Source organism: Flavobacterium hibisci (assembly GCF_020026925.1).
In the GTDB taxonomy this organism is placed as follows: domain Bacteria; phylum Bacteroidota; class Bacteroidia; order Flavobacteriales; family Flavobacteriaceae; genus Flavobacterium; species Flavobacterium hibisci.
Map to the genome: position 1 here is coordinate 97,755 of NZ_JAIQDW010000012.1, position 15,590 is coordinate 113,344.

At 36.5% G+C, this 15,590-nt stretch carries 7 protein-coding genes; all 7 read left to right on the forward strand.

Features of this window, described 5'->3' with window-relative positions:
* The first annotated feature begins 491 nt into the window (after positions 1 to 491).
* The 7 genes from K8B81_RS13520 (at position 492) to K8B81_RS13550 (ending at position 15,511) form a co-directional block, all read left to right on the forward strand.
* Positions 492 to 3,584, forward strand: coding sequence for a SusC/RagA family TonB-linked outer membrane protein (locus K8B81_RS13520; protein ID WP_223682122.1), 3,093 nt, complete (start codon positions 492 to 494; stop codon positions 3,582 to 3,584).
* 12 nt (positions 3,585 to 3,596) lie between these two features.
* Complete coding sequence (locus tag K8B81_RS13525) at positions 3,597 to 5,177, forward strand: RagB/SusD family nutrient uptake outer membrane protein (RefSeq protein ID WP_223682123.1); 1,581 nt, start codon at positions 3,597 to 3,599, stop codon at positions 5,175 to 5,177.
* An 18-nt stretch (positions 5,178 to 5,195) separates the two neighbouring features.
* The gene (locus K8B81_RS13530; protein WP_223682124.1) at positions 5,196 to 6,050 is read left to right on the forward strand and encodes a hypothetical protein; all 855 of its coding nucleotides are present in this window, start codon (positions 5,196 to 5,198) and stop codon (positions 6,048 to 6,050) included.
* 138 nt (positions 6,051 to 6,188) lie between these two features.
* Positions 6,189 to 8,675 (forward strand): glycoside hydrolase family 2 TIM barrel-domain containing protein, encoded by a 2,487-nt coding sequence (locus K8B81_RS13535; RefSeq protein WP_223682125.1) that lies wholly within the window; start codon positions 6,189 to 6,191, stop codon positions 8,673 to 8,675.
* Positions 8,676 to 8,870: 195 nt separating this feature from the next.
* A complete protein-coding gene (locus K8B81_RS13540) occupies positions 8,871 to 11,270 on the forward strand; it encodes a glycoside hydrolase family 31 protein (RefSeq protein ID WP_223682126.1) in 2,400 nt (799 codons plus the stop codon).
* Between the two features lie 411 nt (positions 11,271 to 11,681).
* Complete coding sequence (locus K8B81_RS13545) at positions 11,682 to 13,688, forward strand: glycoside hydrolase family 97 protein (RefSeq protein WP_223682127.1); 2,007 nt, start codon at positions 11,682 to 11,684, stop codon at positions 13,686 to 13,688.
* 257 nt (positions 13,689 to 13,945) lie between these two features.
* On the forward strand, positions 13,946 to 15,511 hold the full coding sequence (locus tag K8B81_RS13550; protein ID WP_223682128.1) for a GH39 family glycosyl hydrolase: 1,566 nt from the start codon (positions 13,946 to 13,948) through the stop codon (positions 15,509 to 15,511).
* Positions 15,512 to 15,590: the final 79 nt, after the last annotated feature.

A 15,590-nucleotide genomic window follows, 5' to 3' on the forward strand; every position in this document is an offset into this window, starting at 1 on the left:
ATATCATGATGTTTGTATGTAAAATTTAAGAATAATGCATGATAATGATGATAAATTACTGAAATAATTACTTTTTTGAATGATTAAATTAATATTTATAAATAATAGTCAATAGAATTTTATGGTTTTAAATGATTTATATATAAAAATGGTTTGGTTATTATTTTAATTACAAAAAAATAAAGGTAATTTTTTGTTAATATATAAAAATTCCCTACACTTGTAGTCAAATTAACCATAAGATAAGTTTATTTTGACCATAAGTTAATATGGTGTATCAAAAAAAACTTACTTAGGAAGTTCTCGAATGATTCATGTGTATTTCATTAAAAAGTTCACCAAAGTACATTTCATAAAATTCAACCTCGATACAGATAGAAATTTAGTAAACTGAGAATGTTAGCAGCTGACAAAAAATGTGACAAATTTTAATGCGTGTTAATTAGATTAAAAACAACTAACAACAAACTTTAACCAAATTATTAATGATTATGAAAAGCAATTATTGTATTAAACCAACGATGCTCCAGTTTTATCTGATGCTGTTGCTTAGCGTGTTTACGATGCAGTCGGGTTTTGCACAAGAGCAATCCCAATTTGTAAGCGGAAATGTAAAATCGGCAGACGACGGAATGGGAATTCCCGGAGCAACTGTAGCAATTGAAGGAACCAAAAGAGCAACTTCAACAGATTTTGACGGGAATTTCAGGATTGAGGCAAAAACTGGTGATGTAATAGCCATCAGCTTTATGGGGTTCAAGACTCAGCGCGTAACTGTCGGAGCACAAAAGACAATTAATGTAACCCTTCAAACAGAATCGGCTGAACTTAAGGAAGTAGTCGTTATTGGGTATGGGACACAGAAGAAAAAGGTAAATACTGCCGCAACCTCATTAGTATCTGGAAAAGATATCCAGCAGGTTGCCAGCCTTGATGTGGTAAATGCTTTGCAAGGTCAGGCTTCGGGGGTTTCTGTAACATCTTCTTCAGGACAGCCGGGAGCTAACATGGTGGTAAACATTCGTGGTGCTGGTACAGCAGGAAACAGTGATCCGTTGTATGTAGTTGACGGAGTTGTGGTTGATAATGGTATAGGATATCTGGATCCCTCCATTATCGAAAGGGTTGATGTTTTAAAAGATGCTTCGGCGGCTTCTATTTACGGTGCGAGAGCTGCAAACGGAGTTATTTTGGTAACAACCAAAAAAGGAAAAGACGGAAAAATGAATGTTTCTCTTAATTCATATGCTGGATTTCAACACGTAGCTAAAAAACTGGATTTAATGAATACGCAGGAGTATACCACTATTATGAACGAAGCCCGTGTCAATTCAGGATATACTCCTTTATATACTAAAGCTCAGGTTGCTGTATTCCCAAACCACGACTGGCAGGATGACTTGTTTAATGAAGGTGCGGTCAAACAAAACCACTCTCTTTTAATTTCTGGCGGTGATAAAAAATCAACCATTGCAACTGGATTATCGTACTACGGACAAGAAGGTATGATTGGCGGTGTTGCCAATCAATCACAATACGATCGTGTTACTTTTAGTGTGAACTCCACTTCAGAAGTAATCGAAAATCATTTAAAAATTGGTGAAAACTTCACATTCGCAAACACAAAAAGCAGCGGAATTGCCGATGACGGAATTTACAGCAACGGTATTAGAAGCTTCTTAAATGCCGCTCCAATTGATGCTGCGTATGATGCAAACGGAGATTTTGCGCATTCTGTTATTTCAGCAGATATCAGCAACCCAGTGGGATCATTGTATTACAACAACTTCAATCAAACGAAAAACAACCGTTATGTAGGTAACATTTTTGCAGAATTAAAATTCTTAAAAAACTTTACGTATCGAACTAGTTTTGGTGTTGATATGACAGATAGTAATTATCGTTCTTTCAAGCCGGTTTATTCACTTTCTTCAAATGATAATAATACGGTTTCGAGCGTAACACAAAGCGCAACGAAATCAATGGGATGGATTTTTGAGAATACACTTCAATACAAAGTAATCATTGCAAATTCTCATAATTTTGATGTTCTGGTAGGTACATCGGCTAAAAAAAATACAGCCGATTATATGGAAGGTCAGGGAAGAAACTTAATCTTCGACGATTTTAAACACGCTTATTTAGATAACGCAAAAGATCCTACTTCAAATGTGGTAAAAGGAAATCGTAGAGATTATGCAATTCAGTCTTACTTCGGACGTTTGCTTTACGATTACAATAATAAATATTTATTCTCTGCCACTATTCGTCGTGACGGTTCTTCAGAATTTGGTCCGGATAATAAATATGCAATTTTTCCATCATTTTCTGCAGGATGGAATTTAGACAAAGAAGCTTTCTTTACAGAAAACAAAGTTTTAAATACCTTCAAATTAAGAGCAAGCTGGGGACAAAATGGTAACGATCAGTTTGCCAGAAGATTTGCTTATATGTCAACGGTAAACTCTACCGATAAAACATATCATTTTGGTACAGGAGACGAGACACTTTTGGTAGGTTCAAGCCCAGATCAGCTCGCGAATCGTGATTTAAAATGGGAAACTTCAGAACAGTTAGACTTAGGTTTTGATGCTACTTTGTTTACCAACTTTACTTTAACTTTTGATTACTATGATAAGAAAACAAAAGATTGGTTAGTACTGGCTTCAATTCCTGCTTATGCTGGAGCAACTGCGCCTTATATTAACGGAGGTGATGTAAGCAACAAAGGTTTTGAGATTGGTTTGGCATACCGTACACATTTTGGAAAAGATTGGAATTTTAATATTAATGCCAACCTTTCGCGCAACCAGAATAAAGTACTTAGAATTGCCAATAATGAGGGAATTATTCATGGAGAAAGTAACGTTTTATTTCAGGGTTTAGACGAGATGAACCGTGTTGAAGTTGGAAAACCAATGGGGTATTTCTACGGATTAAAAACTGATGGAATTTTTCAAAATGCTACTGAAGTTGCTGCAGGAGTTCAGCCAAATGCACAGCCGGGAGATGTTCGTTTTGTGGATTTAAATGACGATGGAAAAATTGATGCTAATGATAAAACGCAGGTTGGTAATCCCAATCCAGATATTAATTACGGGGTTAATTTAGAATTATCATACAAAGCTTTTGACTTGTCGATTAATACATACGGTATTGCAGGTGGACAAAACGTTTTCGGAATCCACGATTACACACGTGCTTACACGAATAATACAACTGATGTTTTAAACAGATGGACATCTGAAGGAACTTCAAACAGAATTCCAAGAGTGACATACGGAACTGATGCAAACGGAAACTACACGAAATTCTCAGATTTATATATTCAGAATTCAGATTTCTTTAGAATTAAAAATGCGACTATCGGATGTGATTTGACAAAACTAACCAACAAGTTAAGTTTCTTCACAAAATTCAGATTGTATGTTGCCGGAAATAACATTTACACATTTACGAAGTATAAAGGAATGGACCCTGAAATTGGTTTCGGAAACGTAAATCAGTCTTGGGCAAAAGGAATTGATGTTGGATATTATCCACAGCCCAGAACCTATATGATGGGGTTAAATGTTAACTTTTAAATTATGAAAACCATGAAAAGATATATAAAATTATTTGCTCTTTCAAGCGTACTTGTTTTAGGTGCTTGTTCAGAGGATTTTTTGGAAAATGAACCATATACAGATAAAGTAACCGAGAATTTTTATAAAACACCATCTGATGCTCTTGAAGGATTGGTAGCAGTTTACGACATATTACAGCGTGAAGCATACGGCGGGCCTTTGTTAATTAGCGAGCAGGCTTCTGATGATTGTTTTGGAGGTTATGGTATCGCCGATGCCCAAACAGATATTGAATGGGATCGTTTCCTATATGTTTCAGATAAAGACATGAACAAAGATGTTTGGTCAAATGCTTATTTAGGAATTTACAGAGCCAATGTTTTATTAGAAAATCTTGACCGTGTAAACTGGGGTTCAACTCCTGAATTAAAAACGCGTTACGAAGCAGAAGCTCGTTTTTTAAGAGCGCACTTTCATTTTACAGCAGCTAAAATGTTTGGGGATATTGTTCCTCTTGATCATACTGTAAATACAAGTGAGTTCGAATTGCCAAGACAATCATCAGAAGTTACCTATGCATTAATTGCAAACGATTTAAAATTTGCAGCTGATAATTTAGGACCAGAGAATTATTCTCAAAACGGAAATGCAAACTATGGTCGTATTACAAAATGGGCTGCAGAAGCATATTTAGCAAGAACATTTTTATTCTATACAGGTGTTTACAACAAAACAGATTTAGCTGGAGTAGTTACAAAACCTCAGGTCATAAACTATATTAATGATGTCGTAAACAACAGTGGCCATGCATTAGTTCCAGATTTTGCAAACCTTTGGCTGGCGGCTTCTTTTGAAAATTTTGCCGGAGAAGATAATACCGAAATGGTTTGGGCTGTTCGTTTTAACGGTTCAGGAAAAGGGAACTGGGATTTACACGAAGGAAACCGTTTTCAGGTAAACATCGCGCCTCGTGGTGGTGCAATTGGAAAATATGCAACAGGATGGGGAGGAGCAACTGTAAACCCGAAATTGGTTGGAGAATACAGCGCTACTGATACAAGAAAAGCCGCTTCATTTATTGACTATGCGGGTGAAGGTTTAAATTTTAATGCCGAAGCCAGAGAACAACGTCAGTACACCGGATATTCATGGAAAAAATATTGCCCCATTACCAACGCTGCTGGTGTAAGCGTAGTAGAAGCAAACGGAGGAAATTTCCAAATAGACAACTATCAGGACTATGCCATCATTCGTTTTGCGGATGTGCTATTAATGGCAGCCGAATTGAATTTAGAGTCAAATCCGACTTTAGCACAAACCTATTTAGACAGAGTTCGTGACCGTGCATTCAAAAATACAACTAACCGTGTTACAGCTACAATTGACAATATTATGAAAGAGCGTCAACTAGAATTGGCACTTGAAGGCTTGCGTTATTTCGATTTATTGAGACAAGGAATGGCAAAAACAAAAACCGCTATTGATAACACAATAGGAGGTTCTCAGTTTGCTGTAACTTTTAGAACAGAAACTCAAGGGTGGTTTCCATTGCCTCAATCGCAGATCATTCTTTCAAATAACACGATAACTCAAAACCCGGGTTGGAATTAATTTTTAAAACAAATGATTATGAAACGTCTATTATATATATTGATTGCGGTAGTAACAATTGGTTCACTTTTGTTTTCATGTGAACCGGTTGAAGATCGTGAAAGCCTGCCAGCCGTAAGTCTTACACCAGAAACCATTAAGTTTTCGGTAACGCAGAATGCTACCAACAAAAACGAGATTATTTTAAAGAATAATGATGCGACTGTAATTCCGTACTGGAAATATGTAGATGCAAGTGGTAATGAATTGGGACACTCGAATAAAAGTGATGATAAAATCACGTTTCCGTTTGCTGGAAAATACACCATTTATTACACTGCTTATGTAAGAGGCGGTTCTATAGATGCTGCGCCTGTAACTGTTGATGTGCCTGAAAATGATGAAACATTCTTCAGTGATCCAAGATGGGAAATGCTGACAAATGGTGCTGCAGGTAAAACATGGGTTTTAGATTTTATTGATCCAGTTGGCTGGTCTGGTTTAGACTATCCGGGAACATCAGGCGATAACTGGAACTGGTTTCCAGATTACGCAAGTAACTCCTGGGTTATGCCCAATAAAAACTGGGGAGAAATGCAATTTAACTTAAATGGAGGATACAATACAAAAGTAATTCAGACCGCTCAAACATCAAGTGCGCAAACAACCAAAGCCGGAACTTTCAGTCTTGATTTGACCAACAACAGACTGATTTTCAACAACGGAGTTGAAATGCAGTATGGAGGAGATTATTACCCTGATTGCAGCAACTGGACGAATGTAAAACTGGTTCAACTTACTTCAACCTCATTACGTCTGGGAGTAAAACGTGATCAGAGCAGAACAGGCGAAGGAGTTTGTCTGATTGTTTTCCATTTTAAACCAAAACCGTAATGAGTTAGTTTTAAAGTCTCAGTCCTAAAAATAACATTTTATAATGTTCTTTAAGACTGAGACTTAAGTTATTTTAGTACGAAATAAGTGAAATCGTTTTTTATTTCTATCTTCAAATTCCAAAATAAAAAAGTACTGATGCATATTAGAAAAAACATAAAATATATAAGTTTATGGGCAGTTACGGTCGGAGTTCTTTTCCTGAATTCCTGTACTAAAAAAGAGAATGCATTTGAAAACCGTAAAGTTTCTTTTAATTCAGATTGGAGTTTTCATCTAAATGATAGCCTTATTGATAAAGATACTATCGGAACTTCAACAAAATGGAGAACTTTAGACGTTCCTCATGATTGGAGCATCGAAGGAAAGTTTAATGAAAAAAGTCCGGCAGGATATGGAGGGGGATCTCTCGATGGAGGTTTAGGCTGGTATAAAAAAACATTTAAAGTCGCTGCAGAAGACAGCACAAAAATTACTTCAATTACTTTCGACGGCGTTTACAGAAACAGCGAAGTCTGGATAAACGGACATTATTTAGGAAAACGCCCAAACGGCTATATTGGCTTTCAATATGAAATGACTCCATACTTAAATTACGGAGACAAAAACAACGAACTCATTGTTAAGGTTGACAATTCAAAACAACCCAATTCACGCTGGTATTCAGGATCAGGAATTTTTAGAAATGTCTGGATCGAAACCACGGATAAACTTCATGTTGGACAATGGGGAACGTACATTACAACTCCAAAAGTTACAGATGAAAAAGCTTCAGTAAATATTGAAACAACGATTAAAAATCAATACAAAGAAGCTAAAAAAGCAAAAGTAACCATAACTATTTTTAAAGAAGACACCAAAGTAACATCGGTTACTCAAGATATAACAATCAATGCCAACGGAAATCAAACTTTGAACCAATCAGCTGAGGTTGAAAATCCTGCTTTATGGTCAGATGAAAAACCGGAATTGTACACAGCAGTTACGGAAATTTCGCTTGACAATAAAATAATTGATCAATACAAAACCACTTTCGGAATCAGGGATTTTAAATTCGATTTGAATAAAGGGTTTATTTTAAATGGAAAACAAGTCAAAATAAAAGGAGTTTGCATGCACCACGATTTAGGTCCGTTAGGTTCTGCAATCAATACGCGCGCTATCGAACGCCAATTGGAGATTTTGAAAGAAATGGGCGTAAACGGAATCAGAACTTCACATAATCCACCTGCACCTGAACTTTTAGTTTTATGCGACAAAATGGGTTTCATCGTAATGGATGAAGCTTTTGACATGTGGAAACAAAACAAAACCAAATACGATTATGCAAACGATTGGGACAAATGGCACAAGCAAGATTTAGCAGATCAACTTCGCCGTGACCGTAATCACCCAAGCATTTTTATGTGGAGTATCGGAAATGAAATTCCGGAACAATGGAACGAAGAAGGTATTAAAATTGCCAAAGAATTAGCAGAAATTGTTCGTTTAAATGATAAAACAAGACCAATTACAGCTGGAATGAATCCGCCGGTAAATATGAATATTGATGCGGTAACTTTACAGTTTGAAAAAAAGAATGTCTCTATTAATCCGCTTGCTGGATCTGGAGTTTTAGATTTGATCGGATACAATTATGCGCATCAAACATTCGAATATCATCAAAAAAACTTTCCAAAAACGCCTTTCATAGCAACTGAAACCACTTCAGGTTTGCAGACAAGAGGTTATTACGATGCCGTTTCAGACACCATCAAAAAATGGCCAGTAAGATGGGATCTTAAATTCACAGGAGGAAACACAGGAAATACGGTTTCAGCTTACGATCAGGTTCAGGCGCCTTGGGGATCTACACACGAAGCCACCTGGAAAGTGGTAAAAAAATATGATTTCCTTTCAGGAATGTATATCTGGACAGGTTTTGATTATATCGGAGAACCAACTCCATACGAATGGCCATCGGTAAGTTCCTATTTCGGAATTGTCGATTTAGCCGGTTTCCCGAAAGACGTTTATTATATGTACCAAAGTGAATGGACAAAAAAAGATGTGCTGCACATTTTCCCACATTGGAATTGGAAAGCCGGACAAACCGTTGACGTTTGGGCCTATTACAATAATGCAGATGAAGTTGAACTTTTCGTAAACGGAAAATCAGTTGGAAAAAGAGCTAAAAAAGGAGATGATTTACACGTAATGTGGAGAATTCCTTTCGAATCGGGAACATTAAAAGCTATTTCCCGTAAAGGCGGAAAAGTAGTTTTAGAAAAAGAAATCAAAACGGCCGGAAATCCGTCACAATTAAAATTAACGGCAGACAGAAGTACGATCAAAGCAGATAAAAATGATTTGTCATTTGTAACGGTAGATATTTTGGATGCAAACGGAACTTTAGCACCAAATGCAAACAACGAAATTAATTTCTCTTTAAAAGGGAACGGAAAAATAGTTGGCGTTTGCAGCGGCGATCCCGTAAGTCACGAACCGTACAAAGGAACAAAACATACGGCTTTGGCAGGAAAATGTCTGGTAATTGTACAATCTGGAGATAAATCAGGAAGATTGGAATTAACCGCCAAAGCGAATGGACTAAAACAAGCGACAATTGTAATTACGACAGAATAATAAGTTACGTATCCTAACAGGTTTCCAAAACATGTTAGGTATGATTTAGACTTTTGATTAAGATAGAAAATAAAATACCACGTTCCTGCAAGGTTTCCAAAAACCTTGTAGATATAAAATAAGTTTTCGAATAAAAATAGTAAGACCTACATGGTTTTGGAAACCTTGCAGGACAGAAAATGTAAAAATTAACTAATGAAAAACTCACAACTAACCACATTGTTTTCAGCTTTTATGTTCGGATGTTTTCTGACACCAAAAGCAACAGCACAAATTCAAAATGCAGATGTACTGAATGCACCAATAGATATCAGTAAAGATTTTCAGAATTATCTGAATACTTTTTATTTCGCTGATGAATTAGCTTCTTTTGATCCCGCAACAGCAAAAGGAACTATAAAATATTTGCGATACAATTATAAAACACGTCAGGCTTTCAACAATATGATGATGAAGCCAGATGTTGAAAAAGCAAACGAATTCCCAACCACAGAATATGCAGAATCTCCAGTTTTGCCATTTGAAATTCAGTTTGTTTCAGATCGAACAGTTCGTATCAAAACCACTTCAGGGCCACAATTTCACCCAGAAAAAGAATCTCTAATGTTGGTTGACGGCGTTGCTCCAAATCATCCGGAATTATGGAAATACGCTAAAATCGAAGGCGGACACAGCTACACAAGCAAACACGGAAAAGTTGAAATTTTGACAAAACCCTGGCACGTAAAAATCTACGACGAAAAAGGAAAATTGCTGACAAGTACGCTTCACGATACTGATTTTAAAAACACATACACACCAACACTTCCGTTTTCTTACGTTCGCAGAAATAGCGATTATTCAAGAAGTATGGGTGCGGCTTTCAGTTTAGAACCAGATGAAAAAATATTTGGTTGCGGTGAATCATTCACACAATTCAACAAACGCGGTTCGAAAGTAGTTTTGTGGACGGATGACGCCAACGGAATCCAAAATGAAACGATGTACAAACCAATTCCGTTTTACATGAGCAGCCGCGGTTACGGCGTTTTCATGCACCATTCAACACCAATTACAGTTGACTTCGGAAAATATTTTGGAAGCGCCAACGAAATGTACATTGGCGACGACGAAGCCGATTTATTTTTCTTTATCGGAGAACCAAAAGATATTTTAGATCAATACACTAATTTGACTGGAAAAGCTGCCATGCCGCCGCTTTGGTCATTTGGTTTTTGGATGAGTCGTATTACCTATTTCTCAGAAAAAGAAGGACGTGAAGTTGCGAAAGATTTACGTAAATACAAAATCCCAACAGATGTAATTCACTTTGATACAGGCTGGTTTGATGTAGATTGGAGAAACAATTACGAGTTTGCAAAATCTCGTTTCCCGGACGCAACCAAAATGATGTCTGATTTAAAGAAAGACGGTTTTCAGGTTTGTCTTTGGCAATTGCCTTATTTCACGCCAAAGAATACTTTGTTCCCAGAAATTATGGATAAAAATTTGGCGGTAAGAGATAGAAAAGGAAATCTTCCGTACGAAGATGCCGTTTTAGATTTCTCAAATCCGGAAACGGTTTCCTGGTACCAGGGAAAATTAAAAAAGTTATTTGATGAAGGAGTTGCAGTTTTCAAAGTAGATTTTGGAGAAGCAGCACCACCGGACGGAATTTACCATTCGGGAAGAACTGGTTTCTACGAGCACAATTTATATCCATTACGATACAACAAAGCCGTTGCCGAAATCACGCAGAAAGAAAAAGGCTATACGTTGATTTGGGCTAGAAGTACTTGGGCAGGATCGCAGCGTTATCCTTTACATTGGGGTGGAGATGCCGAAACTTCAAACGGAGCCATGTCGGCAGAATTGCGCGGCGGACTTTCATTAGGTCTTAGCGGATTCAGTTTTTGGAGTCATGATGTTGGAGGATTTGCAACTAAATCTCCTGAGAATATTTACAGAAGATGGACACCATTCGGAATGTTTACTTCACATGTAAGAAGCCACGGAGAACCACCTCGCGAACCTTGGTTGTACAGCAAAGAATTTTTAGAAGGATTTAGAAAAGCAGATAATATGCGTTACGAATTAATGCCATACATCTATGCTCAGGCAAAAGAAAGTTCTCAAAAAGGATTGCCAATGATGCGCGCCTTGTTCGTAGAATATCCAAATGATCCGGGAGCCTGGTTGGTTGATAATCAATATTTATTTGGTTCAAGTATGTTGGTTGCGCCACTTTTTGAAGAAGTGGAAGAAAGAGACGTTTACCTTCCAGAAGGAACGTGGATCGATTATCAAACTAAAAAAGTCTATCAATCTGGCTGGCATAAAATCAAAGCTGGAGAAGTGCCAATCGTAGTTTTAGTAAAAGACGGAACTGCATTGCCTCACATTGGTTTAGCACAGTCTACAAAAGATATGGATTGGAGCAAGCTGACATTAAAAGTTTATGCAAGTGATAAAACAACTTCGGCTTCAGCCAAAGTTTATTTACCAAACGGAGATGCTTTACAAGAAATAAAAGTGACCAAAACAGGAAACAATTTTGACGTAAACGCAAATCCATTAAACGGAAAAACCACTTTTAAAACCGAGTGGGCAAAGTAAAGGAAGTCTGCCACGAATTACACTAATTTCCACGAATTGAATTTGTGATAATTTGTGGAATTTGTGGTAAAAAAAATAATACCACAGATTAAAGGATTAAAAAAGGATAAAATAAAATTTGCTCAATCTGCAAAATCTGCGAGAGAGAAAAAAATCCTCTCTAATCATTTTAATCAGTGGCAAAAATTAAACGCATAGAAACATAGGTTTTGTTTGTGAATAGAAGGAAGTAGAAAGAAACTAGTTTCTAACACATAGAAAGCTATGTGAATTTAAACAAGTGAAACGCCTTTTTTTAAAGATTCCAATGAGCTATGATTCTATGTGTTAAAAAAGTTAACCACAAATAGCAAAAATTTAATTCGTGGAAATTCGTGCGATTTGTGGCAAAAAAACATAATACCAAAAAACATGAAAAACTATCTTATTCTCCCAGCCGTAATGTTTTCAATGACAATCGGCTACAGCCAAAAAACTAAGAATGCTTACGAATTGGCATCGCCAAACGGACAAAACAAAATCAAATTTGAGCTGGTAAAAAACGCCCCAAAATATGCAGTTTCTCACGGAAAAACTGAAGTGATTTCTCCATCAGAAATGGGATTTGTATTAAAAGGAAACGAAGATTTAAGTACCAACTTCGAAATCAAAGGAGCAAAAACATCAAAGTTTGACGAAACTTGGGAACAAGTTTGGGGAGAAAAGAAAAACATTAGAAATCACTACAATCAATTGGTAGTCGATTTACAGCAAAAAACAGGAAACAAAAGAAAATTACAAATTCAGTTTCGTGCTTTTGATGATGGGGTAGCTTTTAGATACGTTTATCCAAAACAAAATGTAAAAGATAGTATTTTCATCATGGATGAAAAAACGACTTTCAACTTAAAAGAAGACGGAAAAGCGTGGTGGATTCCTGCCAACAGAGAAAACCGTGACGAATATTTGTTTAAAGATGCTCCAGTTAGTACGCTTGATACAGTTTTAACTCCATTAACAATCGAAAGCAAAAGCGGATTGGCTTTAAGTTTCCACGAAGCAAACTTGTATGATTTTGCGAGTATGACTTTGGTCAACACAAAGGGAACAGAATTAAAATCAGATTTAGTGCCTTGGGCAGATGGCGTAAAAGTTCGTGTGAAAGATTCGTTTACTTCTTCTTGGAGAACGATTCAAATTGGAGAAAATCCAGGAGAATTAATTACTTCTTATTTGGTTTTAAACTTGAATGAGCCAAACAAATTAAAGAATACAAACAGCTATTTCAAACCGTATAAATATTTAGGAATTTGGTGGGGGATGCACATTGGGAAATATACTTTCTGGGAAAGCGACAAACAAGGTGCGACAACCAAACATGCTGAAGAATATATTGATTTTACAGCAAAAGAAGGTTTTCACCATTTATTAATCGAAGGATGGAACAAAGGTTGGACGCCGGGCTGGTACGAAAACCGTATGCACATGTTCAGTTTCACAAAAAGTGCTGACAATTTCGACTTAGAAAAAGTAGTGGAATACGGAAAAAGCAAAAACATCGAATTAATCGGTTACCACGAAACAGGTTCCAACTTAATTAACTACTTAAAAGAAGTTGACGAAGGTTTTGCTTTATATAAAAAACTAGGAATTCATACGGTGAAAATCGGTCACGTAGGTTCTAAATTGAACATGAAACAAATGCACTTCGGACAATTTGGAGTGAATTATTTCAGATACATTTTAGAAAAAGCGGCACAATATGATTTAGCAGTTTTATACCACGAATCAATTAAAGATACAGGAGAAAGAAGAACCTACCCAAACATGGTTTCGAGAGAAGCAGCGCGTGGACAAGAATACAACGCCTGGAGCGAAGGAAATCCGCCAAACCATTTGAGTATTATTCCGTTTACAAGATTGCTTTCCGGACCAATGGATTTTACACCGGGGATTTTTGATGTTGAGGTAAAACAAGGTTATCCCGGAAAAAGAATTCAGGGAACCGTTGGGCAGCAATTGGCATTGTATGTAACCATTTATTCTCCAATTCAAATGTTAGCTGATCTTCCTGAAAACTACAAAGGAAAACCAGCTTTACAATTCTTAAAAGACGTTCCAACAGATTGGGAAGACACCAAAATCTTAGAAGGAAAAATTGGCGAATACATTACAACAGCTAGAAAAGACAGAAACAGCGCAGACTGGTATTTAGGAACTTTGACAAATGAAAATCCAAGAAACGTAAATGTTTCTTTATCATTCTTAGATCCAAACGCGACTTACGAAGCACAGATTTATGTGGATGCCGAAGGAACAAATCAAAAAAACAATCCAGAAGCAGTAGCAATTTCTAAGAAAACGGTAAAATCTACAGACTCTCTAAAATTGAATTTAGGCGGAGCTGGCGGTGGAGCCGTAAGATTTAAGAAATTGTAATTTGTAGAGACGCACTGCAGTGCGTCTAACATATAGTTAGAGAATAAAATATTTAGCCACAGATTAAAAAGATTGAAAAGGATTTTTTTCTCTCTCGCAGATTGTGCAGATTTAATCTTTTTAATCTGTGGCATATTTTTTTTACAGATTAGAAAAAATAAAAAAATCTGCTTGATCTGCTAAATCTGCGAGAGTAAAAGAAAAAAAATCCTCTAAAATCCTATTAATCTGTGGCAAAAAAACAAAACCATTTTCAGATGAAAAAACTTTTAATAATAACAGCAGTTTTAATTTCTTCGATCCATTTGTTCGCGCAAAATGAAAACCGAACCATAAAAGTCGATTTCAACAAAACTTCAGGCAAACTAAACACCATGTTTAAAGAATGCATCGGTGCAGGAAGAGCAAACGAAGGTCTTCGCGCCGACTGGCAGCAGCAATTGGCATTGGCGAAAAAAGAATGTGATTTTAAATACATCCGTTTTCATGGATTATTGTCTGATGATATGGCAGTTTACCGTGAAGATTCAAAAGGAAATCCAGAATACAATTACCAATATGTAGATGTTCTATTCGATTATATTTTGAGTTTGAAAATGAAACCCTTTGTTGAATTAGGTTTTATGCCGAATGCATTGGCAAGCGGAAAAGAAACCATTTTTTGGTGGAAGGGAAATGTTACGCCTCCAAAAGATTATAAAAAATGGGAAGATTTAATTAGAAATCTAACCGCACATTTTAAAGAACGTTACGGAGACGAAGAAGTAAAAACGTGGTATTTTGAAGTGTGGAACGAACCGAATCTTTCGCCAGGATTCTGGACAGGAACTCAGGCCGAATATTTTAAATTATACGATTATGCAGCGCATGGTGTAAAAGCCATAAACGCGGCTTATAAAGTTGGCGGACCAGCAACGGCAGGAGCAGGATGGGTTCCGGAAACAATTGATTTTTGTGCTAAAAATAATGTGCCTTTAGATTTTATTTCAACACACACCTATGGCGTAAATCAAGGATATTTGGACGAATTCGGAACTTCTGGCACCGTTTTGAGCCCAGATGTAAACAGTGTCAACGGAGATATTATTAATTCGCGTAAGCAGATTACCAATTCGGCAAAACCAAATTTAGAGTTGCATTACACAGAGTGGAGTTCATCCTACACGCCCGCAGATCCCATTCACGACAGTTATCATTCTGCAGCATATATTTTGCAGAAATTAAAACAAGTTGGAAATGCAGCGACTTCAATGTCGTATTGGGTTTTTACCGATATTTTTGAAGAATCGGGTCCAAGATTTACGCCTTTTCACGGCGGTTTCGGATTATTGAATACGCAGGGAATCAAAAAACCAGCTTATTTCTCCTACCAGTTCTTAAACAAATTAGGAGAAACTGAACTTCAAAATACGGATAAAACGTCATGGACGACTAAAAATGCAAAAGGCGATGTACAACTTTTGTTTTGGGATTTTACCAATACACATCCTGGAGATAAAGTTTGGAATCAGACGTATTATGTTCAGGATCTTCCATCAAAAGAAAAAGGAACCGTAAAAGTTGAAGTTGACGGATTGCAGAAAGGAAAATATACTTTAGAAATCTATAAAGTAGGTTACAAAGTAAATGATGTTTATGCGGATTATCTGGCTTTGAATAAACCAAGTCAGTTAACACGTGAACAGGTAAATGCGATGAAAAAGAAAAATAATGGCGACCCGATTGCAACAGAAAAAATCACAATTGATGCAAAAGGAACATTCAGCAGAGAATTCAAAATCAATGAAAATGATGTTTTCATGCTGAATTTAATCAAACAATAAACTAAAAACAAAAACCACAAACAATATAATATTAACGGGATTTATAGATGATGTGTGAGGAATCAAAATCTTTAAATCT